This is a genomic window from Streptomyces sp. NPDC031445, assembly GCF_055581365.1.
The window spans coordinates 70227-96687 of sequence record NZ_JBVIJO010000004.1; the positions used below are offsets into that span (position 1 = coordinate 70227).

A 26461-nucleotide genomic window follows, 5' to 3' on the forward strand; every position below is an offset into this window, starting at 1 on the left:
CGGAAGAATCGTGGAGAACCTGATCGCGCCGCTCATCGCGGCGCCCCTGCTCGGAGCGGCCGTCCTGCTGGTCGGTGGCCGGCGCCTGGACCGCGTCGGCCACTGGATCGGCACGCTCCTGTCGGCCGCCTCCTTCGTGTTCGGCCTCATCCTCTTCGCCGATCTCCTCGGCAAGGGCGCGGAGCACCGCACCCTGACGCAGCACCTGTTCAGCTGGGTCCCGGTGGCCGGTTTCCAGGCGGACGTCACCTTCCGCCTGGACCAGCTGTCCATGACGTTCGTCCTGCTCATCACGGGCGTCGGCTCGCTGATCCACCTGTACTCGGTCGGGTACATGGAGCACGACGAGCGCCGCCGCCGCTTCTTCGGCTATCTGAACCTGTTCCTCGCGGCGATGCTGCTGCTCGTCCTCGCCGACAACTACCTGCTGCTGTACGTCGGCTGGGAGGGCGTCGGTCTCGCCTCGTACCTGCTGATCGGCTTCTGGCAGCACAAGCCCAGCGCCGCCACGGCCGCGAAGAAGGCCTTCCTGGTGAACCGGGTCGGCGACATGGGCCTGTCGATCGCGATCATGCTGATGTTCACCACCTTCGGCAGCTTCGCCTTCGGTCCGGTCCTCAGCCACACCGGTGACACCTCCGAGGGCAAGCTCACGGCGATCGGCCTGATGCTGCTGCTCGCCGCCTGCGGCAAGTCCGCCCAGGTGCCGTTGCAGTCCTGGCTCGGGGACGCCATGGAGGGCCCGACCCCGGTCTCCGCCCTCATCCACGCGGCGACGATGGTGACCGCGGGCGTCTACCTGATCGTCCGCTCCGGCGCGATCTTCAACGCCGCCCCTGACGCGCAGCTGGCCGTCACGGTCGTCGGCGCGGTCACGCTGCTGTTCGGTGCGATCGTCGGTTGCGCCAAGGACGACATCAAGAAGGCGCTGGCCGGCTCGACCATGTCGCAGATCGGCTACATGGTCCTCGCGGCGGGCCTCGGCCCCATCGGCTACGTCTTCGCGATCATGCACCTGGTGACGCACGGCTTCTTCAAGGCCGGGCTGTTCCTCGGCGCCGGCTCCGTGATGCACGGCATGAACGACGAGGTCGACATGCGTCGCTACGGCGGCCTGCGCAAGTACATGCCGGTCACGTTCATCACCTTCGGCCTCGGCTACCTCGCCATCATCGGCTTCCCCGGCCTGTCCGGCTTCTTCTCCAAGGACAAGATCATCGAGGCGGCGTTCGCCAAGGGCGGCACCGAGGGCTGGATCCTCGGCGGCGCGGCCCTGCTGGGCGCGGCCATCACCGCCTTCTACATGACGCGCGTGATGCTGATGACGTTCTTCGGGGAGGAGCGGTGGCGCAAGGCCCCGACCCCGTCCCCGGCCGAGCCCAGCGTGGAGCCCGCCGCCGAGACCCGGGGCGAGCACGCCGAGCCGCACCCGCACGAGTCCCCGAAGGTCATGACGATCCCCATGATCGTCCTCGCCGTCGGCTCGGTCTTCGGCGGTGCCTTCTTCAGCATCGGCGACCGCTTCCTGCACTGGCTGGAGCCCGTGACGGGACACAGCGAGGGCGACTCCCCGCTCAGCGCGGCGACCGTCACCGGCGCCACCATGGTCTGCCTGGTCGTCGGCGTCGCCATCGCCTGGGCCCAGTACGGCCGCAAGCCCGTCCCGGCCGTCGCCCCGCGCGGCTCCCTGCTCACCCGCGCGGCCCGCCGCGACCTGCTCCAGGACGACTTCAACCACGTGGTCCTGGTGCGCGGCGGCGAGCACCTGACGCGCTCCCTGGTCTACGTCGACCACACCCTGGTCGACGGCGTCGTCAACGGCACGGCGGCCGGCTTCGGCGGCCTGTCCGGACGGTTGCGCCGGCTCCAGAACGGCTTCGCCCGCTCCTACGCGGTCTCGATGTTCGGCGGCGCGGCGCTTCTGGTCGCCGCGACCCTGCTGATGAGGGCGGTCTGATACCGATGTCCTTTCCCCTGCTGACAGCGACGGCGGCGCTCCCGGCCCTCGGGGCGGTCGCCACGGCCGCCGTGCCGGCCGCCCGGCGCACCGCCGCCAAATGGCTGGCGCTGACCGTCTCGCTCGCCACGCTCGCCCTGGCGATCACCGTCCTGGTCCGCTTCGACCCGGACGGCTCCCGCTACCAGCTCACCGAGTCCCATGCGTGGATCAAGGACTTCGGGGTCAGGTACGAACTGGGCGTCGACGGCATCGCGGTCGCGCTGATCGCGCTGACCGCCGTGCTGATCCCGTTCATCGTCCTCGCGGGCTGGCACGACGCCGACCCGCTGGAGACCGGCAGCCGGCGCTGGCGGCCCACCCAGGGCTTCTTCGCGCTGATCCTGGCCGTGGAGGCGATGGTGATCATCTCCTTCGAGGCCACCGACGTCTTCCTCTTCTACATCTTCTTCGAAGCCATGCTCATCCCGATGTACTTCCTCATCGGCGGCTTCGGGGACCGTGCCCACGAGCACGGCGAGGAGGCGGCCGCCACGCAGCGGTCGTACGCGGCGGTGAAGTTCCTGCTCTACAACCTGGCCGGCGGTCTGATCATGCTGGCCGCGGTGATCGGCCTGTACGTGGTCGCCGGGAACTTCTCGCTCACGCAGATCGCCGAGGCCCGCGCGAACGGCTCGCTGCACATGGCGACCAGCACCGAACGCTGGCTGTTCCTCGGCTTCTTCTTCGCCTTCGCGGTGAAGGCGCCGCTGTGGCCGCTGCACACCTGGCTGCCCAACGCCATGCAGGAGTCCACCGCACCGGTCGCCGTCCTCATCACCGCGGTCGTCGACAAGGTGGGCACCTTCGCGATGCTCCGCTTCTGCCTCCAGCTGTTCCCGGAGGCGTCGAAGTGGGCGACGCCCGTCATCCTCGTCCTGGCGCTCATCAGCATCGTCTACGGCGCGCTGCTCGCCGTCGGCCAGCGGGACATCAAACGCCTGGTGGCCTACGCGTCGATCTCGCACTTCGGCTTCATCGTCATGGGCATCTTCGCGATGACCAGCCAGGGCCAGTCCGGCGCCACGCTCTACATGGTCAACCACGGCATCTCCACGGCCGCCCTGATGCTGGTCGCCGGCTTCCTCATCTCCCGGCGCGGCTCCCGGCTCATCGCGGACTACGGAGGCGTGCAGAAGGTCGCCCCGGTGCTCGCCGGCACCTTCCTGATCGGCGGCCTGGCCACCCTGTCGCTGCCCGGCCTCGCGCCGTTCGTCAGCGAGTTCCTGGTCCTGGTCGGCACGTTCTCGCGCTACCCGGTGATCGGCGTCATCGCCACCTTCGGCATCGTCCTCGCCGCGCTGTACACGCTCGTGCTGTACCAGCGGACGATGACCGGCCCGGTGCGGCCGGAGGTCTCCGCGATGCCCGACCTCCGCGTGCGCGAGCTGGTGGTAGTCGCCCCGCTGATCGTGCTGCTGATCTTCCTGGGCGTCTATCCGAAGCCCGTGACGGACATCGTCAACCCGGCGGTCAAGCAGACCATGTCCGACGTCCAGAAGAAGGACCCCAAGCCCGAGGTGGAGGCGGCCAAGTGAGCGCACCAGCCGTCCACAGCCTGTGGACAACCGCGGCCGAACCGATCTCGAAGATCGACGCGCCGAAGATCGAATACGGACAATTGTCGCCGACGCTGATCGTCATCGGCGCCGCCCTGGTCGGGGTGCTCATCGAGGCGTTCGTGCCGCGCCGGTCCCGCTACTACGCGCAGGTGTTCGTGTCCGTCGTCGCCCTGTGCGCCGCGTTCGCCGCGGTCGTCGCGCTGGCGGCGGACGGGTTCGGCACCACGAAGGCGCACATCGCTGCGATGGGCGCCATCGCGGTCGACGGCCCGGCCCTCTTCCTCCAGGGCACGATCCTGCTGGCCGGCCTGGTCGGCCTGTTCACCTTCGCCGAGCGGCGCCTGGACCCGGCGGCACACGGCAACCGGGTGGACTCCTTCGCCGCGCAGGCCGCCTCCGTCCCCGGCAGCGACAGCGAGCAGGCCGCCGTGAAGGCGGGCTTCACCACCACGGAGGTCTTCCCGCTGCTGCTGTTCGCGGTCGGCGGCATGCTGATCTTCCCGGCGGCGAACGACCTGGTCACCCTGTTCGTGGCCCTGGAGGTCTTCTCCCTGCCGCTGTACCTGCTGTGCGCTCTGGCCCGCCGCAAGCGGCTGATGTCGCAGGAGGCCGCGGTCAAGTACTTCCTGCTGGGCGCGTTCGCCTCCGCGTTCACCCTGTTCGGCATCGCGCTGCTGTACGGCTACGCGGGCTCGATGTCGTACGCGCGCATCGCCCAGGTCGTCGACGGCACGGTCACCGACGTCGACCCGGCCCTCGCCAACACCATGGGCAACGACGCGCTGCTGCTGATCGGCGGCGCCATGCTCCTGATGGGCCTGCTGTTCAAGGTGGGCGCGGTGCCGTTCCACATGTGGACGCCCGACGTCTACCAGGGCGCGCCCACCCCGGTGACCGGCTTCATGGCCGCGGCGACGAAGGTGGCCGCGTTCGGCGCGCTGCTGCGCCTGCTGTACGTCGTCCTGCCCGGGCTGCGCTGGGACTGGCGGCCGGTGATGTGGGCCGTGGCGATCGTCACCATGCTGGGCGGTGCGGTCGTCGCCATCACCCAGACCGACATCAAGCGGCTGCTGGCGTACTCGTCCATCGCGCACGCCGGTTTCATCCTCGCGGGTGTGATCGCCACCTCGAAGGACGGCGTGTCGTCCGTCCTCTTCTACCTGGCGGGCTACTCCTTCGTCACGATCGGCGCGTTCGCCGTGGTCACGCTGGTGCGCGACGCGGGCGGCGAGGCGACCCACCTGTCCAAGTGGGCGGGCCTCGGCCGTCGCTCCCCGCTGGTGGCCGCCGTCTTCGCGGTGTTCCTGCTGGCCTTCGCCGGCATCCCGCTGACCTCCGGGTTCGCCGGGAAGTTCGCCGTGTTCAAGGCGGCGGCGGACGGCGGCGCGGCCCCGCTGGTCGTGATCGGTGTGATCTCCTCGGCCATCGCCGCGTTCTTCTACATCCGCGTGATCGTGCTGATGTTCTTCAGCGAGCCGCGGCCGGAGGGCCCGACCGTCGCCGTCCCGTCACCGCTGACCATGCTCGCGATCGGCCTGGGCGTGGCCGTGACGCTGGTCCTCGGCGTGGCGCCGCAGTACTTCCTCGACCTGGCGAACCAGGCGGGGGTCTTCGTGCGCTGACGCCCGCACCACCCGCGCCGCTGCCCGGCGCCCTCACAGGAGGGCGCCGGGCAGCGGCATGCTGCCGTGGTCACTGGTTCCTGTCGCGGCGCGTCCTGATCCGGGTGAGGTCGAGGTCCATCGGAAAGGGCACGTCCAGCTTCAGGCGCTCGCGGAAGATGCCGGTGCTCGTGTAGATGCCGGTCGTCGGCTCCAGCTCGAAGACGTGCACAGCGGCCCGCCCGTTCTCGTTCTCGACCCGCCAGTAGTGGGGGATCTTGGCGCGGGCGTACTTCAGGGGCTTGGTCTCGCGGTCGCGGGAGAGGGAGTCCTCGGAGACGACCTCGATGGCCACGACGACGGACTCCGCCGGAAAGCGGGTCTGGCCCGGCTCCTCCACCACGTCCGCGCTGACGACCACGACGTCCGGCTCGGGCCTGTTCTGGCGGTCGATGTCGATCGTGAACTCGCGGACGACCTCGAATTCCTCCGGCGCCAGCGACTGGAGCTGCCAGTTGAAGAAGTCGACAGCCCGTACGTGAAACATCGTCTGCGGACTCACGAAGACCAGGCTCCCGTCGATCAACTCCGTGTGCGGAGGAAGATTCGGGAGGCGGTCCAGGTCGTCGGCGGTCCAGCCGCCTTCCGGCGGGGTCGGCCAGCTGGGCGTGGACGCCTTCGGTGCGACGTTCATCAGTGCTCCCATGGGACGGAGTCTCGCCGGTGCGTTCAGACTATCGGCCCGAAACGGGCGGGGCTCGCGCGAACGTGTGAACGACAGTCGTGTCCTTGACGTGCGTTTCCCCGGCTGCCCTGTGGACAACTCCGGGACTGTCGGTCCGGACCCCTATGGTGGAGGCAGCGGTCGAGAGACGACACACGGGGGACCGGCGGGGGACAGGACGATGGGCGTGACGGGCGGGTTCAGCGAGATGACACAGGTGACCGAGGGGCCGGAAGCGGCCGACAGCGAGGCGCTGGCCACGCTGCACCGGGTCTTCGGGTACGACGCCTTCCGGGGCGAGCAGCAGGAGATCATCGAGCACGTGGTGGCGGGCGGCGACGCCGTCGTCCTGATGCCGACCGGCGGCGGCAAATCGCTGTGCTACCAGATCCCGGCCCTGGTCCGGCCCGGCACGGGCGTGGTCGTCTCGCCCCTGATCGCCCTCATGCAGGACCAGGTGGACGCCCTGCGCGCCCTCGGCGTCCGCGCCGGCTTCATCAACTCCACCCAGGACTTCGACGAGCGGCGCATGGTCGAGGCCGAGTTCCTGGCCGGCGAGCTCGACCTGCTGTACCTGGCCCCGGAGCGGCTGCGCGTGGAGGCCACGCTGGATCTGCTCTCCCGCGGCAAGATCTCCGTCTTCGCGATCGACGAGGCCCACTGTGTGGCCCAGTGGGGCCACGACTTCCGCCCGGACTACCTCACCCTCTCCCTGCTCGGCGAGCGCTGGCCGGACGTCCCGCGGATCGCCCTCACCGCCACGGCCACCCACGCCACCCACCAGGAGATCACCCAGCGGCTGAACCTGCCGACGGCCCGGCACTTCGTCGCCAGCTTCGACCGGCCCAACATCCAGTACCGGATCGTGCCCAAGGCCGACCCCAGGAAGCAGCTGCTCGCCTTCCTCCGCGAGGAGCACGCGGGCGACGCCGGCATCGTGTACTGCCTCTCGCGCAACTCGGTGGAGCGCACGGCCGAGTTCCTGACCGCCAACGGCATCCAGGCGGTGCCCTACCACGCGGGCCTGGAGGCGGCCACGCGCGCGGCGCACCAGGCCCGCTTCCTGCGCGAGGAGGGCCTGGTCGTGGTCGCGACCATCGCCTTCGGCATGGGCATCGACAAGCCGGAGGTGCGCTTCGTCGCCCACCTCGACCTGCCCAAGTCGATCGAGGGGTACTACCAGGAGACCGGCCGGGCGGGCCGCGACGGCCTGCCGTCCACGGCGTGGATGGCGTACGGCCTGAACGACGTCATCCAGCAGCGCAAGCTGATCCAGTCCGGCGAGGGCGACGAGGCGTTCCGCCGCCGGGCCGCCGCCCACCTCGACGCCATGCTCGCGCTGTGCGAGACCGCCCAGTGCCGCCGTGGACAGCTGCTCGCCTACTTCGGTCAGGACCCCGAGGCCGCGGCCTGCGGCAACTGCGACACCTGCCTCACCCCGCCCGAGACCTGGGACGGCACGATCGCCGCGCAGAAGGTGCTGTCGACGGTGGTGCGGTTGCAGCGGGAGCGCGGGCAGAAGTTCGGCGCGATGCAGATCGTCGACATCCTGCTCGGCAAGCGCACCGGCAAGGTGATCCAGTTCGACCACGACCAGCTGTCCGTCTTCGGCATCGGCCAGGACCTCTCCGAGGGTGAGTGGCGCGGTGTCGTCCGGCAGCTGCTGGCCCAGGGGCTCCTCGCGGTCGAGGGGGAGTACGGCACGCTGGTGCTCACGGAGGCGAGCGGCTCGGTGCTGCGGCGGGAGCGCGAGGTGCCGCTGCGCAAGGAGCCGAAGAAGCCGGCCGCCTCCCGGTCGCGTTCCACCGGCTCCTCCGGGGGCGACCGCAAGGCCAAGGCCGTCGTGGCCGAGCTGCCCGAGGCGCTGCTCCCCGCCTTCGAGGCCCTGCGGGCCTGGCGCGCCGAACAGGCCCGGGAACAGGGCGTCCCGGCGTACGTCATCTTCCACGACGCCACCCTGCGCGAGATCGTCACCCGGTGGCCCGGCTCGGTGCGGGAGCTGGGCACGGTGAACGGCGTCGGCGAGAAGAAGCTGGCGACGTACGGCGAAGGGGTGATCCAGGTGCTGGCCTCCCTGGACGGGGCTGCCGCGGCCGAAGACACCCCGGCTGCCGAGGCCACCCCGGCCGCCGGCAGCCATGATGCCGGCAGCCAGGACGCCGAGTGGCCCGACCTGGTGGACGAGCCGGAACCGGACGACTGGATATAGGCGGGACGGCCGGCGACGCCCAGGGGGAGTACCAGGCGGTGCCGCCGGTCCCTCAGGACAGTGCCGTCAGGCCCGGGGCGAAGGTGATCAGCAGCGGGAGCAGCGGCACCAGCGCGGCCACCGTCGTCGTCAGCGCCCGGTGCCGGCGCAGCAGCCGGGGCGGCGGCTCCAGCAGGCGGTCGACGCGTTCGCCGAGGAGGCGGCGGCTGGAGTCGCAGGACAGCACACCCCGGTGCTGGTTCAGCTCGATCAGGGCCAGGGCCGTGGTGAGGTGCCCGCAGCGCCGGGAGGCCGTGTCGTCCGCGGCCAGCTCGACCAGGCGGTGCGTCTGGTCGCAGAAGTGGGCGAACAACGGCACGCGCGGGAAGCCCGTGGCGAGGGCGGTGGACAGGTGCAGCAGCCAGTCGTGGTGGGCGCGGGCGTGTCCGCGCTCATGGGTGAGGACGGCGTCCAGCTGAAGGTCGGTGAGGCGGTGCAACGCCCCTGTGGTGACGACGAGTTGGGGCCGGTGCCCCGGCAGCCACCAGGCGTCCGGGTACTCGTCCTCCAGCACCAGCATCGGCCCGCGCGCCGCCGGCAGCCCGGCCGGCAGCTCGGGTGCGCGCTCGCGCAGGTGCGCCCGGGCCTGGCCGCGGCTGCGGCGGGCCTCGACGAGTTCGCGGGCGAGCATCGCGGTCGTCCAGGCGGCCCCGCAGGCCAGCAGCACGGTGAGCGCGGCGGCCCACACCGGCGCGGTGGACAGGTCGTAGGCCGCGGTGACGGCGGGCGGCGCGGGCGCGAACACGCGGTCGCGGACGGTGTGGAAGACGGCCGCCGCGCCCAGGACGAGCGCGGTCAGGCAGCACAGCAGGACGGTGGCGACGAGGCACTGCCACACCCACAGCGCGACCACGGGTTCCCGCTCGGGCCAGGCGGCATGGGTCAGCGCGCGCGGCGCCGGTACGGCGGCCGTCAGGGCGACGACGCTCAGCAGGAGCAGGCAGACAGTCATGCCGGGGCTCCGGTTCCTGGTCGGAGAGTGGGCGGGTGACGGTGGTGCCGGGCACGCGTCACGCGACGGCGGCTCGCGCGTGGTGCGTGTCCCCGTCAGTATGACGAAGACGGGCGGCCGGAGTCAGGTGCCGACACCGATCCGCCGTAGACCGGCCCGGGTCCACGCACCCCCGGCCGCCCGGAAGCGGCCCGGCCCGCGCGGCGGGTCACCCGGCCCGCCCGGCACCCCTGCGCAGGGTCAGGCCGGCACCACGCGCCCGCTGACCTCCCCGAGCCCCACCCGGCTGCCGTCCGGGCCCGGGGCCCATGCCGACAGGGTGACCACGTCGCCGTCCTCCAGGAAGGCCCGCTTGCCGTCGGGGAGTTCGAGGGGGTCGCTGCCGTTCCAGGTCAGTTCCAGCAGGGAGCCGCGCTGGCGTTCGGTGGGGCCGCTCACCGTCCCGGAGCCGTACAGGTCGCCGGTGCGCAGCGAGGCGCCGTTCACGGTCATGTGGGCGAGCTGCTGGGCGGCGGTCCAGTACATGGTGGAGAAGGGCGGTTCGGAGACCACGTGGCCGTTGACGGCGACCGAGATGCGCAGGTCGTAACCGCCGGGCTCGGTGCCGGGCGCCGAGTCGTCCAGGTAGGGCAGCAGCGGGTGCGTGCGCTCGGGAGGCGCCACGCGCGCGTGCTCCAGCGCCTCCAGCGGTGTAATCCACGCCGACACCGAGGTCGCGAAGGACTTGCCGAGGAACGGGCCGAGGGGGACGTACTCCCAGGCCTGGATGTCGCGCGCGGACCAGTCGTTCAGCAGGCACAGCCCGAAGACGTGCTCCCGGAAGCCGCCGAGCGCGACCGGGGTGCCGAGCCGCGACGGCACGCCCACGACGAAGCCGACCTCGGCCTCGATGTCCAGCCGGATCGAGGGGCCGAAGACGGGCGCGGGGTCGGCCGGGCCCTTGCGCTGCCCGCAGGGGCGTACGACGTCCGTGCCGGAGACGACGACGGTGCCGGAGCGGCCGTGGTAACCGATCGGCAGATGCTTCCAGTTGGGGGTGAGGGAGTCCTCGGCGTCGGGGCGGAAGATCCGGCCGACGTTGCGGGCGTGGTTCTCCGAGGCGTAGAAGTCGACGTAGTCCGCGACCTCGAAGGGCAGGTGCAGGCTCACCTCGGACAGGGGGTGGAACAGCGGCTCGACGGTCGCGCGGTGCGCCGGGTCGGTGACCCAGGACGCGACGGAGCGCCGTACGTCCGACCAGGTGGCGCGGCCGGCGGCCAGCAGCGGGTTGAGGGTGGGCCGGGCGAGCAGTGGCTGGTGGGGCGAGCCGAGCGCGGCGGCCGCGGCGCCCGCGTCGAGGACGTGGTTCCCGAGCCGGACGCCGATCCTCCGCTCCGTGCTGCCGGAGGGCGAGAACACGCCGTAGGGGAGGTTGTGCGGACCGAAGGGGTCGCCCTCGGGGACGTCGAAGGGGGGCATGGGGTGCTGCCTCACTCTCATCCGGGCCATGCATGGCACTGCGTTCCATGTGGTCGGGCCACACGTTACGGCCGAGGCGCGTGTCTTGGGCAGTGCCTCACCCGGGGCTCGGCAGGTCTGGGCCGAGCGGTGCCCATCGCGCCGTCAGCGGTGAGCGGTTGGGCGGGAGCGGCACGTAAGTGCGGGCAATGACAGGTGAGTCGGCGGGGCGTGCTGTCCGTATTCTCTGATCATGGCACCCACCCCGGCATATGCACTGATCGCCACCGACCTGGACGGGACGCTGCTGCGTGGCGACGACACCGTCTCGGACCGGTCCCTCGCCGCGCTCGCGCGGGTGGCGCGGGCCGGTGCCCGTCACCTGGTGGTGACGGGCCGCCCGGCCCCGCGGGTGCGGTCGCTGCTCGCGGACCTCGGCGGTGCCGGGCTCGCGGTGTGCGGGCAGGGAGCCCAGGTCTACGACGCCGCGACCGACCGTCTGCTGTGGTCGGTCCGGCTGGACCGGGAGCTGGCCGAGACGGCGCTCGGCAAGATCGAGGCGGAGGTGGGGGAGGTCTATGCGGCGGTCGACCAGGACGGCGTGGACGGGCTCACGCTCATCGAGCCCGGCTACCGGATGCCCCACCCGACACTGCCCGCGGTGCGGGTCGGCCGGCGGGACGACCTGTGGTGCGCGCCCATCAGCAAGGTGCTGCTGCGGCACGCCACCCTGTCCGACGACGAGCTGGCCGCCGTGGCCCGCGCGGCGGTGGGCTCGCTCGCGACGGTCACGATGTCGGGGCCGGGCACGGTGGAGCTCCAGCCGTGCGGGGTGACGAAGGCGACCGGGCTGGCGCTGGCCGCGGAACGGCTCGGGATCGCCGCCGAACGGGCCCTCGCGTTCGGGGACATGCCCAACGACATCCCGATGTTCGACTGGGCCGGGCGCGGTGTCGCCATGGCCGACGCGCACCCGGAACTGAAGGCGGTGGCCGACGAGGTCACCTCGTCGAACGAGGACGACGGCGTCGCCGTCGTCCTCGAACGTCTCTTCCCGACCGGCTGACCGGCTGACCGACTGACCGGCTGGCCGGCTGACCGGGACACCGGCTGCGCCCGGTCAGGCGGCCGGCCGGCGCCGGTCAGGCCGCCGGTGCCCGTCAGTACGCGCCGAACACGTTGTCGATGGACCCGTACCGCGCGGCCGCGTAGTTGCAGGCGGCGGTGATGTTGGCGACCGGGTCGTAGATGTCGAAGGACGTCCCGGCCACGTGGTACGCCTTGAACGTCGGGTCGATGACCTGGAGCAGGCCCTTGGACGGGATGCCCTTGGCGGCGTTGGAGTCCCAGAGGTTGATGGCCTTCGGGTTGCCCGAGGACTCGCGGATGATGTTGCGGTGGATGCCGTTGTAGGTGCCCGGGATGTGCTTCTCGGCCATGATCGCCAGCGACTCGCGGATCCAGCCGTCGAGATTGTTCGGGTAGCCGGCCGGGGTGGTGGCCGGCGTGGTGGTGGTGCGGGGGGCCGCGGAGGCGTCGGCCGCGCCGATGAGCGGCAGGGCGAGGACGGCGGCACCGGTGCCGACGGCGGTGAGCGCGCGGACCAGGCGGCTGTTCCGGGTACGGCGGGGCTGGGCGACAGCAGACATGGGGGCGTTCCTCTCCGGCGCCTGCGAGGTGAGCTGTCGGGTTCGGGCGGGGAGATGCCCGGCCGTGCCCCTGACGGAGGCATGGCTTCACCCCTAGCCGTCCCGGCGCGGCGTGTGCCGTTCCGGACCGGCGGCTTACCTGGGTCCCCCGCTCCTGCCGTACGAATGAGTTCGTCGATGGGTATGCGGGCGGCGGCAGGATTCGGCGTCCGCCCGACGGCCCGGAACGTATGCGAGAGCACATGTCGGGAACAAGGGCCGGATTCATGCAACGTGCGATTTGACCTTGATCGATGCTGTATGAGGTGCTTGATCCTTTGCGGTTGCCAATCCTCAACTCGCCGACACGGCAAGGGGTTGCGAGGGCCGGGCCGGACGGCCGGGCCGGCCGGGGGCGTGACCCAACTCACGAAAAGGCAAACAGTTTCAAATCGGACATGAGGGATTAGGGGGATTTGAACCGGAAGTCAGGATGGCGGCGGAATCCGGCATATGGGGGGCGTCGTTGCCGAGGCGAGGGCACAGTGTCCGGATTAGTCTTATATGGATAAAAATCCGCTCACACTGTGTGATCAAAACCATGCCGGTCATGATCCGGTATCGCCCGGGCTGGACCGGTGGGCGCTATCGGTGATCGAAACAGGACCGGATACGCTGACTTGAGTGATGGCAGCGACCTATCGACAAACCGTGTAACCGCCAGCAGACACCAGCAGACAGGAGACCCCTCGTGACCGTCGTCGGGCCGTTCGGGCTGAGCGTGCGGGACCAGGCTCTGGAAGCCGATGTCCAGGCCGGATTGGCGGCTGTCGAGGAAGGCTTGCTCGAAGCCACCAAGAGCGAGGTCCCGTTCATCACGGAGGCAGCGCAGCACCTGGTGCGGGCGGGCGGGAAGCGGTTCCGGCCACTGCTCGTGATGCTCGCGGCCCAGTTCGGCGACCCCTACGCCCCGGGCGTGGTGCCCTCGGCCGTGGTCGTGGAGCTGACCCACCTGGCCACGCTGTACCACGACGACGTCATGGACGAGGCGGCCGTACGGCGTGGCGTGGACAGCGCCAACACCCGCTGGGGCAACTCCGTCGCGGTCCTCACCGGCGACTTCCTCTTCGCCCGCGCCTCCCAGATCCTCGCCGACCTCGGTCCCGAGGCGGTCCGGGTGCAGGCCCTCGCGTTCGAACGGCTCGTCACCGGCCAGATCCTGGAGACCGCGGGTCCCTCGGACGGCCGAGACCCGGTCGAGCACTATCTGGACGTGCTCGCCGGCAAGACGGGCTCCCTGGTGGCGGTGTCGTGCCGGTTCGGCGCGATGATGTCCGGCGCGGACGAGACGGTCGTCGACGTCCTCACCCAGTACGGGGAACGCCTCGGCGTCGCCTTCCAGCTCGCGGACGACGTCCTGGACATCGCCTCCGACTCCCACGAGTCCGGCAAGACCCCGGGCACCGACCTGCGGGAGGGCATCCCGACCCTGCCGGTGCTCCGGCTGCGCGAGCGGGCCGCCCGGCTGGGCCTGGCCGAGGACGTCGCGCTGTGCGCGCTGCTGGACTCCGACCTCGGCGACGACGCCCGGCACGCCGAGGCGCTGGCCGGGCTGCGCGCGCACCCCGCGCTGGAGCAGGCCCGCCGGGACACCGTGCGGTACGCGGAGGAGGCGCGGGCCGCGCTCGCCCCGCTGCGCGAGTGCGATGCCAAGGCGGCGCTGATCGAGCTGTGCGACGCGGTCGTGCACCGCGCCGGCTGACCGGGCCGGTCTCCCGTAAGGGCCCCGGCGGCCGGCGCGACCCCTACGGGTCGGGCGGAGGAACCACCGCCGGATGTCATACCGCAGGTGTAGACGGAGTTGGCTCCGTGGTCTGACGCTTGTCCACAGCCGATTTGGTCAGATGGACACCACGGAAATCACCACTCCTCACCGTTTCGGGTGAGAATGGCGGCTCAGGGTGGACCAGCGGACCAGGGTGAGGACAGCCGCCGCCGACGACGGAGGTAAGGCACACATGGCACCGTACGAATCCGACGACGCAGTGGGCGCCGCACGGGACGAGCACCCGCGCTCGGCCCGGCGCAAGGCCGCCCGGTACGCCGTGCCGGTCGCGGTGGTGGGGGTGGCGGCGGCCACGATCGGGCTGGTCCCGGCGCTCGCCGACTCCGGTGACCCCGACCTGCCGAGGATCAGCGCCCAGCAGCTCATCGAGAAGATCGCCACGTCGGACGTGCAGCAGCTGTCCGGCACGGTGAAGGTCAGCACCGACCTCGGCCTGCCCGACCTGGGCGGCCTGCAGAACGGCCTGATGTCCGGCTCGGGCCGGGGCGGCTCCGGCGACGGCTCCTCCGCCGACCCGAAGGCCAAGCTCACGGAGCTGGTCTCCGGCACGCACACCCTGCGCGTCGCCGCCGACGGCCCCGACCGGCAGAAGCTGTCGCTGCTGGAGAGCGGCGCCGAGTACAGCCTCATCCATGACGGCAAGGACGTCTGGGGCTACGACAGCAAGAGCAACGAGGTCTACCACGCCACCGGGGCCGCCTCCGGCAAGGACCGCGACACCGAGCCGCCGGCCACGCCCAAGGACTTCGCCGACCAGGCCCTGAAGTCGGTGGACGACACCACGTCCGTCACCGTCGACGGCACCGCCCACGTCGCCGGGCGCGACGCCTACAAGCTGCTGATCCGGCCCAGGCAGTCCGGCACCACGGTCGGCGCGATCAGCATCGCCGTGGACGCGAAGACCGGGATGCCGCTGAAGTTCACGCTGACCCCGAGGAGCGGTGGCGCCGCCGTGCTCGACGCGGGCTTCACCCAGGTCTCCTTCGCCCGGCCCGCCGCCTCCACGTTCGACTTCACGCCGCCCGAGGGCGCGAAGGTCACCGAGGAGAAGGACGCCGGCGGCGCCCGGGAGCACGCCCCGGAGCACGGTGCGGGCTTCGCCGGGGGCCTGGAGGGCAAGGACGGGCTGAAGGTGCTGGGCAAGGGCTGGACGTCCGTCGCCACCTTCGACACCGGCGCCAAGGGCGGCGTGCCGACCGGCTCCCAGGGCGGTGAGATCGGCGGCTTCCTCGGCTCGCTGGGCGACCCGGTCTCCGGGAAGTTCGGCAAGGGCACGGTCTTCTCCACCCGCCTGGTCAACGCCCTGATCACCGACGACGGCAAGGTCTACGCCGGCACGGTGACCAAGGAGGCCCTGGTGAAGGCGGCCGACGCCGGGAAGTGACCTTCCCGGCGCACCGCACCCGATGAGACGAACCGAGGGGAGCCGATGGACGAACCGTCCGCCACGCAGCCGGAGCCGGGCGACCCGATGGCGAGTGTGATCGCCACGCGCGGCCTCACCAAGCGCTACCGCGGCGGACAGCTCGCCGTGGACGGTCTGGACCTGACCGTCCCGGCGGGCAGCGTCTTCGGCTTCCTCGGCCCGAACGGCTCCGGCAAGACCACCACGATCCGCATGCTGATGGGCCTGATCGAACCGACAGCGGGCACCGCCCGGGTGCTCGGCCGGCCCATGCCGCGGGCGGCCCGTGCGGTCCTCCCGCAGGTCGGCGCCCTCATCGAGGGCCCCGCCCTGTACGGCTTCCTCTCCGGCCGGGACAACCTGCTGCGCTACGACGCCGCCGACCCGACCGCCGACCCGCGCACCCGGCGCGCCCGCGTCGCCGCGGCGCTGGACCGGGTCGGTCTCGCGGCCGCCGCCGGCAAGAAGGCGAAGGCGTACTCGCTCGGCATGAAACAGCGCCTGGGACTGGCCGCCGCGCTGCTCCAGCCGCGCAGACTCCTCGTCCTGGACGAGCCCACCAACGGCCTCGACCCGCAGGGCATGCGCGAGATCCGCACGCTGATCAGGGAGTTGGCCGCCGACGGCACGACCGTCTTCCTCTCCTCCCACCTCCTCGACGAGATCGAGCAGGTGTGCACCCACGCGGCGGTCATGACACAGGGCCGGCTCGTCACCCAGGGCGCGGTCGCCGACCTGGCCGCGGGGGCACGCGACCGGCTGGTGGTCACCACCCCGGACCCGGCCGAGGCGGCGCGCGTGCTGAAGGAACTGGGCGTCGGGGACGTGCTGGCCGACGGGGACCGGGTCACCGGCGAGCCGCCCGCGCGGGATCTGGCCGAGGTGACGCAGGCCCTGGTCACGGCGGGCGTCCGGGTCCGTGGCCTCACCGTCGAACGGGCCTCGCTGGAGGACGCGTTCGTGGCGCTGACCGGGGAGGGCTTCGATGTCGCGGGCTGATGCGGTCCAGGTGGGCGCCGGGCGCCGGCCCAATCCGCTGTGGACTCTCGGGCTGCTGCGCAGCGAGCTGGTCACCACCGTCCGCCGCTGGCGCACGCTGGCCCTGCTCGGGGTGCTGGCCGCGGTGCCGGTGCTGGTCGGGATCGCCGTGAAGATCGAGACGCGAGGCGGCGGACCGGCGGGCGGGGGCGGCGAGGGCCCGGCGTTCATCTCGCAGATCACCAACAACGGCCTGTTCCTGGTGTTCACCGCGCTGGCCGCGACCCTGCCGTTCTTCCTGCCGATGGCGGTCGGCGTCGTCGCGGGCGACGCGATCGCCGGGGAGGCCGGCGCGGGCACCCTGCGCTATCTGCTGGTCGCCCCGGCCGGCCGTACCCGCCTGCTGCTCACCAAGTACGCGACGGTGCTGGCCTTCTGTCTGCTGGCCACGCTGGTCGTCACCGTCTCCGCGCTGCTCGTCGGCGCGCTGCTGTTCCCGCTCGGCGAGCTGACGACGATCTCCGGCACCCGGATCAGCCTCGCCGAGGGGCTCGGCCGCGCCGTGCTGATCGCCCTCGTCGTCGCCGCGTCACTGGTCGGTGTCGCGGCCCTCGGCCTGTTCGTGTCGACGCTCACCAACAGCGGCATCGCGGCGATGGCCACCACGGTCGGCCTGCTCATCACCGTGCAGATCGTCGACCAGATACCCCAGCTGCACGTGCTCCAGCCGTATCTGTTCTCGCACTACTGGCTGTCGTTCGCCGACCTGATGCGCGACCCGGTCTACTGGGACGACCTGGTGAGGAACCTCGGTCTGCAAGGGCTGTACGCGGCCGTGTTCGGCGCGGCGGCCTGGGCACGGTTCACGGCCAAGGACATCAACGCCTAGCGCCCGCTCACCGGGGGGCGACGCCGGCGGTCTCGTACGGGAAGCGCGCGAGGGGCGCGTCCTGCGCGAAGAACGTCTTGGCGCGCGCCAGTGCCCCGGTGTCCTTGCGTACGTCGCCCGGCGCGCTGCCGTTGCCGAGCAGGACCCCGCCGAAGCGCATCCGCAGGTAGGCGGCCGAGTTGTTGAGCGTGCCGGCGTACGGGTCGGCGACCGACGGCTCGTCGTCCGCCAGCGCGGCGATGCCCCACAGGGTGCGTCCGGCCATCGTCTCCTTGAAGCCGACGCCCGGGGTGCGCAGCCAGGCCGACCAGTAGTCCAGGTAGCGCTTGGTGAGGCTGGACACCGAGTACCAGTACAGCGGCGAGGCGATCACGATGTCCGTCGCCGCCAGTGTGGCGTCCAGGAGCAGGCCGGCCGGGGTGTCCGGGGACGGCCGGACGTGGTCGGTGTCGTGCCGCAGGTCCGCGAAGTCGGGCAGGGGGTGGTCGGCGAGGCGGATCCAGCGCTGTTCGGTGTCGCCGGGCAGCTGCGCGGCGGCCTCGCGGGCCAGCAGTTCGGTGTTGCCCGCCTCGCGGGCGCTGCCCAGGACGAAGAGGAAGCGGCGGTTCATGGGTCCCCCATACGCGTCATGTCGTACGCCGGTTAAATGCGTACGCATTCTATGCATGCGCAAGCAATCTGCGCCAGGGTACGGCTGGTGCGAGGCTGTGACGCCGCGGTGACGTGGAAAACCGCGAGAAGCGGACAGACTGGTGGGCAGGACGCGTACGACCGGATCGCGACGCCGGGGGAGTGAGGGACACCGATGGCCGGACTCAGCTTCGAGAAGAAGCGGGCGCCGCAGCCCGTGGGGCGTCCGGCGGCGGTGTCCGTCCGGGTGTCCGGGGCGGGGGGCGCGTCGGTGGACGGGGCGCGCATCGTGGCGGCACCGGGCCAGCAGATCCAGCAGGCCGTGCTCGACCACCTCCAGCGCCTGGCCATCAGCGTCGGGGCGCCCATACGTGCCACGGTCCACGACGACCTCGCGGGCTGCGTGGTCCCCCTGGAGGTCTCGGCGGACGGCTCGAGCCGGGTGACGGGGGAGGCGGTCCGGGTGGGCCCGCGGCCGACCGGGACCGGGACGCCCGGTGCCGGGCAGAGCCCGACCCGGCAGTTCGGACCGGCGCCGGTGGCGGAGGTCCCCGGTACGGACAGCCGGGAACGCGCGGCTCACAGCCTCCTCGCCGACGTACCGCCCGAGCCCCCCGCTCCCACGCCCACCCCGGCCCGTGGGTTCGACGCGGTCGCCGAGGAGGTGCTCGGCGACGGGCCGCTGACCGAGACCGCCGAGGGCGCCAAGCTGCTCACCGGGCCGATGAGCCGGATCAACGAGGCCGTCCGGGCGGGCCGTATCGACACCGCGGCGGAACTGGCCGACCGGACGCTCGCCGAGGCCACCGCCGTGTTCGGCCCGCACCACGCCGAGGTGCTGCACCTGCTCGAACTGTCCGCCTACATCGCCTACCTGGCCGGTGACCCGGTCCGCGCCTTCCGGCTGTCCCTGGACGTCGCCCGGCTGCGCCGCCAGGCACGGGACGGAGAGGCCGCCTACGACAACGTGCGCAGCGCGGCCACCGCCTGGCGCGCGGTGCGCGACCCGGAGGAGGGCCTGCGGCTGGGCCGCGACCTGATCGACCTGTGGACGGACCTCACCGCCGAGCCGGGCCCCGCCGCCGGCGACCCGGGCCCGCTGGAGTCCGCCCGTGCCCGCATGGTCCGCCTGACCGCCCGCGCGGCCGAGGCGGCGGCGCGGGCGTGACCCCTCCCGCGCGGAGCCGGCGCGCCCGGGGTCACTGCACGCAGAACTCGTTGTCCTCCGGGTCCGCCATCAGCACCCACTGGCCCGCGGGCTCCTTCACCTCGCGCACCACCCGCGCGCCCAGCGCCTGAAGGCGTGCCACCTCGTCCGCGCGCCGTTCCGGGCCGGCGTGGAGGTCGATGTGGAGCCGGTTTTTGGCGGTCTTCGGTTCCGGTACCCGCTGGAACAGCAGCCGCCGCCCGAGTCCGGTGCCGGTCTTGGGGTCGTACGGGTCGGCGGGGTGCCGTACGGCGATCAGGTCACGGAACGCGGGCCGCCCGTGGTACTCGACGGTGGCCTCCCCGGCCAGCGCGCCGAGGGAGAGCAGCCGTTCGACGAGGGCGCTGTTGTCCTCGGGGGTGTAGTGCAGCGCGGCGGCCCAGAAGTCGGCCTGTGCGTGCGGGTCAGCCGCGTCGATGACGAGCTTCCAGTGCAGGGGGACGGGCGCCTGTGCGGTCATGGCTCCCACTTATAGCCGGACGCGTCGGCGGAGGGGGGCACTCCGCCCACTCCGGCCTCCGTGGCCCCTCAGGTCAGGCATCCGCCGCGGTCGAAGCCGGAGCCGCCGCGGAGGGCGCGGAGGGTGCGGAAGACGTGGCAGGCGCGGCAGCCGATGCGGGTGCCGACGGTGAGGGCGGCGTCCCGGCCGTGCGGGCCGGCGGCACCGCGAGCCGCGAGGGTCGCCTCGCCCATCGCAGCGCGTCGCCGGTGAGCAGGATCAGCGCCAGCCAGACCAGCGCGAACCCGGCCCACCGCTCGGCCGGCATGGCCTCGTGGAAGTAGAGGACGCCGAGCAGGAACTGGAAGATCGGGGCCAGGTACTGCAGCAGGCCCAGCGTGGACAGGGGCACGCGGATCGCCGCCGCGCCGAAGCAGACCAGCGGGAGGGCGGTGACGAGGCCCGTGGACGCGAGCAGGGTGGCGTGTCCGGCGCCCTCGTCCAGGAAGCTGGCCCCGCCGTGCGTGGTCAGCCACAGCAGATAGCCGAGCGCAGGCAGGAACTGGATGGCGGTCTCGGCGGCCAGCGACTCGACACCGCCGAGGTCCACCTTCTTCTTCACCAGGCCGTAGGTGGCGAAGGAGAAGGCGAGACAGAGGGAGATCCACGGCGGGCGGCCGTAGCCGACGGTCAGCACGACGACGGCGGCGAGGCCTATGCCGACCGCCGCCCACTGCACGGGCCGCAGCCGCTCCTTCAGGAGCAGCACGCCCATCGCGATGGTGACCAGCGGGTTGATGAAGTAGCCGAGCGAGGCCTCGACGACGTGGCCGGCGTTCACCGCCCAGATGTAGACGCCCCAGTTCACGGTGATGACAGCGGCCCCCACGGCGACGAGGCCCAGCCGACGGGGCTGGCGCAGCAGCTCTCCGGCCCAGGCCCAGCGGCGCACGAAGACCAGCGCGACGGCGACGAACACCAGGGACCACACCATGCGGTGGGCCAGGATCTCCATGGCGCCGGCCGGTTTGAGCAGCGGCCAGAACAGGGGCACCAGCCCCCACATGCCGTAGGCGGCGAAGCCGTTCAGCAGGCCCGTGCGGTGCTCACCCTCGGACGTCGCGGCCACGTCCCCCTCCTTCTCGCTCGCGCGCCCGGCGTGGACGCACGAGGACGAAGGTAACGCCGGGCGCTCCGGATGTCATGCTCGTATCGCCATACGGTCATGACATCCGGGGCGCCCGGCCGGGGTCAGTCCTTGAGCGCGGCGGTGATGGCCTCGGCGAGCGGCGTCGTCGGACGGCCGGTCAGGCGGGACAGGTCGCCGGAGGAGACGACCAGCTCCCCCTTCTCGATCGACGCGTCCACGCCCGCCAGGATCCCGGCCACCGGCGCGGGCACCCCGGCGCCGGTCAGGATGCCGGTGAGGGTCTCCACCGGGACCGCGTTGTAGACGATCTCCCGGCCGGTCTGCCGGCTCAGCTCGGCCGCGTACTCGGCGAAGCTCCACGCCTCGTCGCCGCCCAGTTCGTACGTCGTGTTCTCGTGGCCCTCGCCGGTCAGCACCGCGACCGCGGCGGCGGCGTAGTCGGCGCGGGCGGCCGAGGAGACCCGGCCGTCACCGGCGGCGGCCACGACCGCGCCGTGCTCCAGCACCGGCGCCAGGTTCTCGGTGTAGTTCTCGTGGTACCAGCCGTTGCGCAGCAGGCTGTAGGGCAGGCCGGAGGCGAGGAGCACCTCCTCGGTCGCCCGGTGGTCGTCCGCCAGCGCGGCCTTCAGGGCGCCCGGGGCACTGGTGTAGGCGAGCAGCGCCACGCCGGCCGCCTTGGCCGCCTCGATGACCACCGTGTGCTGCCCCACGCGGCCCTTGTCGAACTCGTTGCCGGAGATCAGCAGGACCTTGTCGCCGGCGGCGAACAGGCCGTCGAAGGTCTCCGGCACGTTGTAGTCGGCGACGGCCAGCTTCACCCCGCGCGCGGCGAGGTCGGCGGCCTTCGCCTCGTCCCGCACGACGGCCGTGATCCGGTCGGCCGGCACCTTCTCCAGCAGCTGCTCCACGACGTGCCGGCCGAGGTGTCCGGTGGCTCCGGTGACGACGATGCTCATGAGGGGTGGCTCCTTCTCCAGTGGGTATGTCACTCACCCTAGGAGCGGCGCTAACCCAGCGAAAGTACCCACTTTGAAGTAAGGTACTGGCATGCCGGTAAGCAAGAACGCGGTGGACGCCGAGGCCATGTGCCCGCACCGCCTGGTCCTGGAGCACGTCACCAGCCGCTGGGGCGTCCTCGTCCTCATCGAGCTGCTGGAGCGGCCGTACCGGTTCAGCGAACTGCGCCGCGCGATCAGCGGCCTCGGGGGCCGGGGCGTCAGCGAGAAGATGCTCACCCAGACGCTCCAGACCCTGGAGCGCGACGGCCTGGTCCACCGGGACGCCAAGCCGGTCATCCCGCCCCGCGTCGACTACTCGCTCACCGCACTCGGCCGGGAAGCGGCCGAGCAGGTCCGGGCCCTCGCCCAGTGGACGCACGCCCGCATGGACGCGGTGGAGGAGGCCCGCCGATCCTACGACGAGAGCCGCCGGGCGTACGACGCGAGCCGCGGCGCATACGAAGAGAGCCGCCGCGCATACGAAGAGGCCCGGGGAAACCAGCCCCGGGCCTCCTGAGCCGGCGGACGGATCAGCCGACGACCGTCCAGGTGTCCCCGCCCGCCAGCAGCGCGGCCAGGTCGCCCTTGCCGTGCTGCTCGATCGCGGTGTCGAGCTGCTCGGCCATCCGGACGTCGTACACCGGCCGCTCGACCGAGCGGAACACCCCGATCGGCGTGTGGTGCAGGGTGTCCGGGTCCGCCAGCCGGGACAGCGCGAACGCCGTGGTCGGGGACGCGGCATGGGCGTCGTGCACCAGGACGTCCGCCTCGTTCTCCGGCGTCACGGTCACCACCTTCAGATCGCCGGTCCGTGCGTCGCGGACCACGCCTCTCGCGCCGTCCGCCCCGAAGCGGATCGGCTGCCCGTGCTCCAGCCGGATCAGCGCCTCCTCGGCCCGCTGCCTGTCCTTCAGGGCGTCGAACGCGCCGTCGTTGAAGATGTTGCAGTTCTGGTAGATCTCGATCAGCGCCGTACCCGGGTGGTCGGCGGCGGCACGCAGCACCTCGGTCAGGTGCTTGCGGTCCGAGTCGATCGTGCGCGCCACGAAGGACGCCTCCGCGCCGATCGCCAGCGACACCGGGTTGAACGGCGCGTCCAGCGAGCCCATCGGCGTCGACTTGGTGACCTTGCCGACCTCGGAGGTCGGCGAGTACTGGCCCTTCGTCAGGCCGTAGATCCGGTTGTTGAACAGCAGGATCTTCAGGTTGACGTTGCGGCGCAGGGCGTGGATCAGGTGGTTGCCGCCGATGGACAGCGCGTCGCCGTCACCGGTGACGACCCACACGCTCAGGTCCCGGCGGGAGGAGGCCAGGCCCGTCGCGATGGCCGGGGCGCGGCCGTGGATGGAGTGCATCCCGTAGGTGTTCATGTAGTACGGGAAGCGGGAGGAGCAGCCGATGCCGGAGACGAAGACGATGTTCTCCCGCGCCAGGCCCAGCTCCGGCATGAAGCCCTGCACGGCGGCGAGGATCGCGTAGTCACCGCAGCCCGGGCACCAGCGCACCTCCTGGTCCGACTTGAAGTCCTTCATCGACTGCTTGGCCTCGGCCTTGGGGACCAGCTGGAGCAGCCCGTTGGTGGCGTCAGTCATCGATGGCCTCCTTCAGCGCCGCGGCGAGCTGTTCCGCCTTGAACGGCATGCCGTTGACCTGGTTGTAGGAGTGGGCGTCGACCAGGTACTTCGCCCGGATGAGGGTGGCGAGCTGCCCGAGGTTCATCTCGGGGACGACCACCTTGTCGTAGCCCTTCAGGACCGTGCCGAGGTTGCGCGGGAAGGGGTTGAGATGGCGCAGGTGGGCCTGGGCGATCGACTCGCCGGCCGCGCGCAGCCGCCGTACCGCCGCCGTGATCGGCCCGTAGGTCGAGCCCCAGCCGAGCACCAGGGTCCGCGCGCCGTGCGGGTCGTCGACCTCCACGTCGGGGACGTCGATGCCGTCGACCTTGGCCTGCCGGGTGCGGACCATGAAGTCGTGGTTGGCCGGGTCGTAGGAGATGTTGCCCGTGCCGTCCTGCTTCTCGATGCCGCCGATGCGGTGCTCCAGGCCCGGGGTGCCCGGGATCGCCCACGGCCGGGCCAGCGTCCGCGGGTCCCGCTTGTACGGCCAGAAGACCTCGGTGCCGTCCTCCAGCGTGTGGTTCGGGCCGGAGGCGAACCGCACCCGCAGGTCGGGCAGCTCGTCCAGGTCGGGGATGCGCCACGGCTCGGAGCCGTTGGCCAGGTAGCCGTCCGACAGCAGCATCACCGGGGTGCGGTACGTCAGCGCGATCCGGGCCGCCTCCAGGGCGGCGTCGAAGCAGTCCGCCGGGGTCCGCGGTGCGACCACCGGCACCGGCGCCTCGCCGTTGCGGCCGTACATCGCCTGGAGCAGGTCGGCCTGCTCGGTCTTGGTCGGCAGACCCGTCGACGGGCCGCCGCGCTGGATGTCCACCACCAGCAGGGGCAGCTCCAGCGAGACCGCGAGGCCGATCGTCTCGCTCTTCAGGGCGACACCGGGGCCGCTCGTCGTGGTCACCGCCAGCGAACCGCCGAACGCCGCGCCCAGCGCCGCGCCGATGCCCGCGATCTCGTCCTCGGCCTGGAAGGTGCGCACGCCGAAGTTCTTGTGCTTGCTCAGCTCGTGCAGGATGTCCGAGGCAGGCGTGATCGGGTACGACCCCAGGAACAGCGGCAGATCCGCCTGGCGCGACGCGGTGATCAGGCCGTAGGCCAGGGCGAGGTTGCCGGAGATGTTCCGGTAGGTGCCGACGGGGAAGGCCTTGGCGGCCGGTGCGACCTCGTAGGAGACCGCGAAGTCCTCGGTCGTCTCGCCGAAGTTCCAGCCGGCGCGGAACGCCGCGATGTTGGCCTCGGCGATGTCCGGCTTCTTCGCGAACTTCGACCTCAGGAACTTCTCGGTGCCCTCGGTGGGCCGGTGGTACATCCAGCTCAGCAGGCCCAGCGCGAACATGTTCTTGCTGCGCTCGGCCTCCTTGCGGGAGAGGTCGAACTCCTTCAGCGCCTCCACGGTGAGCGTGGTCAGCGGCACCGGGTGGAGGCTGTAGCCGTCCAGCGAGCCGTCCTGGAGCGGGTCGCTGGCGTACCCCACCTTCTGCAGGGCCCGCTTGGTGAACTCGTCGGTGTTGACGATGACCTCGGCTCCGCGCGGGAGATCGCCGATGTTGGCCTTCAGGGCGGCCGGGTTCATGGCGACCAGGACGTTCGGCGCGTCACCGGGGGTGAGGATGTCGTGGTCGGCGAAGTGGAGCTGGAAGGACGAGACACCCGGCAGGGTGCCGGCGGGGGCGCGGATCTCGGCGGGGAAGTTCGGGAGGGTGGAGAGGTCGTTGCCGAAGGAAGCGGTCTCCGAGGTGAAACGGTCCCCGGTGAGCTGCATGCCGTCACCCGAGTCCCCCGCGAACCGGATGATCACCCGGTCCAGGCGCCGCACGTCCTTCGCGCCGCCCGGTTTGCGCTGCTCTCCCACGACGGTTCCGTCGGTCTGCTCCGCTGGGCTGCTGACCTGGCTGGTCACTGAACTGGACCTCCTTCGAGGCGGCTGTCCGGGGCCTGGTCGTCCCACGGACCGTCCCAGGATCAACCCTACGTCGGTTAGGGTCGCCTTCCCGAGGCCATCCAGGGATCGGACGACATTTCGAGACGGCCTGTCGCGCTGTGTGCACATCATGTCCCGCATCGCCGGACCGCCGGTCAAGGCGCTCCCCGCGCGTGTACAGGTTCTCTCCTCCGGCTCCCGTCCGGAGCCCCGGTCGCCCCCTACCGATCGCTCCGGGCCTTCCTCCCGGGTATCCGCCTCCACCGAAGCGGGAGCGGCCGACGGGGCGCTGACGGGAGGCTGACACGAGTCCGGCCGGCTAGGAGTTCAGGTAGGTGAGAACGGCCAGAACCCGCCGGTGGTCCCCCTCGCTCGGGGCCAGGCCGAGCTTCAGGAAGATGTTGCTGACGTGCTTCTCGACGGCGCCGTCGCTGACCACCAGCTGCCGGGCGATCGCCGAGTTCGTCCGCCCCTCCGCCATCAGCCCCAGCACCTCGCGCTCCCGGGGCGTCAGCCCCGCCAGCACGTCCTGCTTGCGGCTGCGGCCGAGCAGCTGCGCGACCACCTCCGGGTCCAGTGCCGTACCGCCCTCGGCGACCCGCACCACCGCGTCCACGAACTCCCGGACGTCCGCCACCCGGTCCTTGAGCAGATAGCCGACGCCCCGGCTGGAACCGGCCAGCAGCTCGGTGGCGTAGCGCTCCTCGACGTACTGCGACAGCACCAGCACCCCGAGCCCGGGGTGCAGCCGGCGCAGCAGTACGGCCGCCCGGACACCCTCGTCGGTGTGCGTCGGCGGCATCCGTACGTCCGCCACGACCACGTCGGGCAGCTCACCCCGCTCGTCCAGCTCGGAGATGGTCTTCACCAGCGCGTCCGCGTCGCCGACGCCCGCCACGACATCGTGCCCGCGGTCGGTCAGCAGCCGGGTCAGGCCCTCCCGCAGCAGCACTGAATCCTCGGCGATGACCACCCGCACCCTGTCCTCCACGATTCTTCCGGCCCCCCACAGCCCGATCCCCCGCGACGCCGACCGCCCGGGGCGTCCTTCCGGTGGTCCAGCATTCCAGCAATCCCCCCGGTCCGCCGCCGGACCGGGGGAATACCGGAGGAACACCGGGGGTGCGCCGGGACGTGCCCTGGGGGAGCGGACGTGGTCGCATGCGCTGCGCCGGGCGGATACGGGGGTGGCTTGGTGCTTGGTGCTCGGTGCTCGGCGTGCGGCCGCTTTGCCGCG

Annotated in this window: 22 protein-coding genes and 1 riboswitch; of the genes, 11 read left to right on the forward strand and 11 right to left on the reverse strand. The window is 71.7% G+C overall.

All coding sequences use genetic code 11. The features are described from left to right. Positions 1 to 10: 10 nt before the first annotated feature. From nuoL to nuoN, 3 genes are read left to right on the forward strand one after another with little or no spacing between them, the layout of a single operon-like run. Complete coding sequence (gene nuoL, locus ACZ5DC_RS13035) at positions 11 to 1957, forward strand: NADH-quinone oxidoreductase subunit L (RefSeq protein ID WP_468652194.1); 1947 nt, start codon at positions 11 to 13, stop codon at positions 1955 to 1957. A gap of 5 nt (positions 1958 to 1962) precedes the next feature. Continuing rightward, positions 1963 to 3534, forward strand: coding sequence for an NADH-quinone oxidoreductase subunit M (locus tag ACZ5DC_RS13040; protein WP_468652196.1), 1572 nt, complete (start codon positions 1963 to 1965; stop codon positions 3532 to 3534). Continuing rightward, the gene (gene nuoN / locus ACZ5DC_RS13045; protein WP_468652198.1) at positions 3531 to 5180 is read left to right on the forward strand and encodes an NADH-quinone oxidoreductase subunit NuoN; all 1650 of its coding nucleotides are present in this window, start codon (positions 3531 to 3533) and stop codon (positions 5178 to 5180) included. Before ACZ5DC_RS13040 ends, nuoN begins: the two co-directional genes overlap by 4 nt. Before the next feature lie 70 nt (positions 5181 to 5250). On the opposite strand, the gene ACZ5DC_RS13050 is transcribed toward nuoN, so the two are convergent. Beyond that, on the reverse strand, positions 5251 to 5853 hold the full coding sequence (locus ACZ5DC_RS13050; protein WP_468652200.1) for a Uma2 family endonuclease: 603 nt from the start codon (positions 5851 to 5853) through the stop codon (positions 5251 to 5253). A gap of 211 nt (positions 5854 to 6064) precedes the next feature. On the opposite strand from ACZ5DC_RS13050, the gene recQ reads away from it, so the two are divergent. After that, a complete protein-coding gene (recQ, locus tag ACZ5DC_RS13055; protein WP_468652202.1) occupies positions 6065 to 8092 on the forward strand; it encodes a DNA helicase RecQ in 2028 nt (675 codons plus the stop codon). A 52-nt stretch (positions 8093 to 8144) separates the two neighbouring features. Here the strand turns inward: recQ and ACZ5DC_RS13060 are convergent, their stop codons facing one another. Together ACZ5DC_RS13060 and fahA are read right to left on the reverse strand one after the other, a co-directional pair. Beyond that, on the reverse strand, positions 8145 to 9083 hold the full coding sequence (locus ACZ5DC_RS13060) for a M56 family metallopeptidase (protein WP_468652204.1): 939 nt from the start codon (positions 9081 to 9083) through the stop codon (positions 8145 to 8147). Positions 9084 to 9323: 240 nt separating this feature from the next. Continuing rightward, on the reverse strand, positions 9324 to 10541 hold the full coding sequence (fahA, locus tag ACZ5DC_RS13065) for a fumarylacetoacetase (RefSeq protein ID WP_468652205.1): 1218 nt from the start codon (positions 10539 to 10541) through the stop codon (positions 9324 to 9326). Positions 10542 to 10773: 232 nt separating this feature from the next. On the opposite strand from fahA, the gene ACZ5DC_RS13070 reads away from it, so the two are divergent. After that, on the forward strand, positions 10774 to 11586 hold the full coding sequence (locus tag ACZ5DC_RS13070) for an HAD family hydrolase (protein ID WP_468652206.1): 813 nt from the start codon (positions 10774 to 10776) through the stop codon (positions 11584 to 11586). 94 nt (positions 11587 to 11680) lie between these two features. Here the strand turns inward: ACZ5DC_RS13070 and ACZ5DC_RS13075 are convergent, their stop codons facing one another. Next, positions 11681 to 12169 carry a transglycosylase SLT domain-containing protein gene (locus ACZ5DC_RS13075; RefSeq protein WP_468652207.1) on the reverse strand — a complete coding sequence of 163 codons (489 nt, stop codon included), beginning with the start codon at positions 12167 to 12169 and terminating at the stop codon, positions 11681 to 11683. Positions 12170 to 12174: 5 nt separating this feature from the next. Then, positions 12175 to 12356, reverse strand: a riboswitch (cyclic di-AMP (ydaO/yuaA leader). Positions 12357 to 12899: 543 nt separating this feature from the next. On the opposite strand from ACZ5DC_RS13075, the gene ACZ5DC_RS13080 reads away from it, so the two are divergent. The 4 genes from ACZ5DC_RS13080 (at position 12900) to ACZ5DC_RS13095 (ending at position 17266) form a co-directional block, all read left to right on the forward strand. Next, positions 12900 to 13910, forward strand: coding sequence for a polyprenyl synthetase family protein (locus ACZ5DC_RS13080; RefSeq protein ID WP_468652208.1), 1011 nt, complete (start codon positions 12900 to 12902; stop codon positions 13908 to 13910). A gap of 256 nt (positions 13911 to 14166) precedes the next feature. After that, positions 14167 to 15378: a LolA family protein gene (locus ACZ5DC_RS13085; protein ID WP_468652209.1), complete on the forward strand. Its 1212-nt coding sequence runs from the start codon at positions 14167 to 14169 to the stop codon at positions 15376 to 15378. A gap of 45 nt (positions 15379 to 15423) precedes the next feature. After that, positions 15424 to 16398: an ABC transporter ATP-binding protein gene (locus ACZ5DC_RS13090; protein WP_468652211.1), complete on the forward strand. Its 975-nt coding sequence runs from the start codon at positions 15424 to 15426 to the stop codon at positions 16396 to 16398. Next, positions 16385 to 17266, forward strand: coding sequence for an ABC transporter permease (locus tag ACZ5DC_RS13095; protein ID WP_366748512.1), 882 nt, complete (start codon positions 16385 to 16387; stop codon positions 17264 to 17266). The genes ACZ5DC_RS13090 and ACZ5DC_RS13095 overlap by 14 nt, the downstream gene beginning before the upstream one ends. A 7-nt stretch (positions 17267 to 17273) precedes the next feature. Here ACZ5DC_RS13095 and ACZ5DC_RS13100 read toward each other — a convergent pair whose 3' ends face one another. Beyond that, positions 17274 to 17876, reverse strand: coding sequence for a flavodoxin family protein (locus tag ACZ5DC_RS13100; RefSeq protein WP_468652213.1), 603 nt, complete (start codon positions 17874 to 17876; stop codon positions 17274 to 17276). 195 nt (positions 17877 to 18071) lie between these two features. Here ACZ5DC_RS13100 and ACZ5DC_RS13105 point away from each other — a divergent pair, with 195 nt between their 5' ends. Then, complete coding sequence (locus ACZ5DC_RS13105; protein WP_468652215.1) at positions 18072 to 19064, forward strand: hypothetical protein; 993 nt, start codon at positions 18072 to 18074, stop codon at positions 19062 to 19064. A 31-nt stretch (positions 19065 to 19095) separates the two neighbouring features. Here the strand turns inward: ACZ5DC_RS13105 and ACZ5DC_RS13110 are convergent, their stop codons facing one another. The 3 genes from ACZ5DC_RS13110 to ACZ5DC_RS13120 all read right to left on the reverse strand — a co-directional run bounded on the left by ACZ5DC_RS13110 (position 19096) and on the right by ACZ5DC_RS13120 (position 21648). After that, positions 19096 to 19563 carry a VOC family protein gene (locus ACZ5DC_RS13110; RefSeq protein ID WP_468652217.1) on the reverse strand — a complete coding sequence of 156 codons (468 nt, stop codon included), beginning with the start codon at positions 19561 to 19563 and terminating at the stop codon, positions 19096 to 19098. A gap of 73 nt (positions 19564 to 19636) precedes the next feature. Continuing rightward, entirely contained in the window at positions 19637 to 20671 is a 1035-nt protein-coding gene (rarD, locus tag ACZ5DC_RS13115; protein WP_468652219.1) for an EamA family transporter RarD, read from the reverse strand. Positions 20672 to 20793: 122 nt separating this feature from the next. After that, entirely contained in the window at positions 20794 to 21648 is an 855-nt protein-coding gene (locus tag ACZ5DC_RS13120) for an SDR family oxidoreductase (protein WP_468652221.1), read from the reverse strand. A 91-nt stretch (positions 21649 to 21739) separates the two neighbouring features. Between ACZ5DC_RS13120 and ACZ5DC_RS13125 the strand changes: the two genes are divergently transcribed. Continuing rightward, complete coding sequence (locus tag ACZ5DC_RS13125; protein ID WP_468652223.1) at positions 21740 to 22207, forward strand: winged helix-turn-helix transcriptional regulator; 468 nt, start codon at positions 21740 to 21742, stop codon at positions 22205 to 22207. A gap of 13 nt (positions 22208 to 22220) precedes the next feature. Here the strand turns inward: ACZ5DC_RS13125 and ACZ5DC_RS13130 are convergent, their stop codons facing one another. The 3 genes from ACZ5DC_RS13130 to ACZ5DC_RS13140 all read right to left on the reverse strand — a co-directional run bounded on the left by ACZ5DC_RS13130 (position 22221) and on the right by ACZ5DC_RS13140 (position 26215). Beyond that, positions 22221 to 23282, reverse strand: coding sequence for a 2-oxoacid:ferredoxin oxidoreductase subunit beta (locus ACZ5DC_RS13130; RefSeq protein WP_468652225.1), 1062 nt, complete (start codon positions 23280 to 23282; stop codon positions 22221 to 22223). Further along, positions 23275 to 25203: a 2-oxoacid:acceptor oxidoreductase subunit alpha gene (locus ACZ5DC_RS13135; RefSeq protein WP_468652227.1), complete on the reverse strand. Its 1929-nt coding sequence runs from the start codon at positions 25201 to 25203 to the stop codon at positions 23275 to 23277. The genes ACZ5DC_RS13130 and ACZ5DC_RS13135 overlap by 8 nt, the downstream gene beginning before the upstream one ends. A 340-nt stretch (positions 25204 to 25543) precedes the next feature. Next, entirely contained in the window at positions 25544 to 26215 is a 672-nt protein-coding gene (locus tag ACZ5DC_RS13140; RefSeq protein WP_356337132.1) for a response regulator transcription factor, read from the reverse strand. Between the last annotated feature and the right edge of the window lie 246 nt (positions 26216 to 26461).

What these genes read in the sequence shown, in the direction of transcription:
- ACZ5DC_RS13075 (WP_468652207.1), bottom strand. Translation starts at nt 12,169, where the DNA reads ATGTCTGCTGTCGCCCAGCCCCGCCGTACCCGGAACAGCCGCCTGGTC.
- ACZ5DC_RS13040 (WP_468652196.1), top strand. Translation starts at nt 1,963, where the DNA reads ATGTCCTTTCCCCTGCTGACAGCGACGGCGGCGCTCCCGGCCCTCGGG.
- ACZ5DC_RS13120 (WP_468652221.1), bottom strand. Translation starts at nt 21,648, where the DNA reads ATGAGCATCGTCGTCACCGGAGCCACCGGACACCTCGGCCGGCACGTC.
- fahA (WP_468652205.1), bottom strand. Translation starts at nt 10,541, where the DNA reads ATGCCCCCCTTCGACGTCCCCGAGGGCGACCCCTTCGGTCCGCACAAC.
- ACZ5DC_RS13130 (WP_468652225.1), bottom strand. Translation starts at nt 23,282, where the DNA reads ATGACTGACGCCACCAACGGGCTGCTCCAGCTGGTCCCCAAGGCCGAG.
- ACZ5DC_RS13085 (WP_468652209.1), top strand. Translation starts at nt 14,167, where the DNA reads ATGGCACCGTACGAATCCGACGACGCAGTGGGCGCCGCACGGGACGAG.
- ACZ5DC_RS13070 (WP_468652206.1), top strand. Translation starts at nt 10,774, where the DNA reads ATGGCACCCACCCCGGCATATGCACTGATCGCCACCGACCTGGACGGG.
- ACZ5DC_RS13110 (WP_468652217.1), bottom strand. Translation starts at nt 19,563, where the DNA reads ATGACCGCACAGGCGCCCGTCCCCCTGCACTGGAAGCTCGTCATCGAC.
- ACZ5DC_RS13105 (WP_468652215.1), top strand. Translation starts at nt 18,072, where the DNA reads ATGGCCGGACTCAGCTTCGAGAAGAAGCGGGCGCCGCAGCCCGTGGGG.
- ACZ5DC_RS13050 (WP_468652200.1), bottom strand. Translation starts at nt 5,853, where the DNA reads ATGAACGTCGCACCGAAGGCGTCCACGCCCAGCTGGCCGACCCCGCCG.
- ACZ5DC_RS13090 (WP_468652211.1), top strand. Translation starts at nt 15,424, where the DNA reads ATGGACGAACCGTCCGCCACGCAGCCGGAGCCGGGCGACCCGATGGCG.
- ACZ5DC_RS13095 (WP_366748512.1), top strand. Translation starts at nt 16,385, where the DNA reads ATGTCGCGGGCTGATGCGGTCCAGGTGGGCGCCGGGCGCCGGCCCAAT.
- ACZ5DC_RS13125 (WP_468652223.1), top strand. Translation starts at nt 21,740, where the DNA reads ATGCCGGTAAGCAAGAACGCGGTGGACGCCGAGGCCATGTGCCCGCAC.
- ACZ5DC_RS13060 (WP_468652204.1), bottom strand. Translation starts at nt 9,083, where the DNA reads ATGACTGTCTGCCTGCTCCTGCTGAGCGTCGTCGCCCTGACGGCCGCC.
- recQ (WP_468652202.1), top strand. Translation starts at nt 6,065, where the DNA reads ATGGGCGTGACGGGCGGGTTCAGCGAGATGACACAGGTGACCGAGGGG.
- ACZ5DC_RS13100 (WP_468652213.1), bottom strand. Translation starts at nt 17,876, where the DNA reads ATGAACCGCCGCTTCCTCTTCGTCCTGGGCAGCGCCCGCGAGGCGGGC.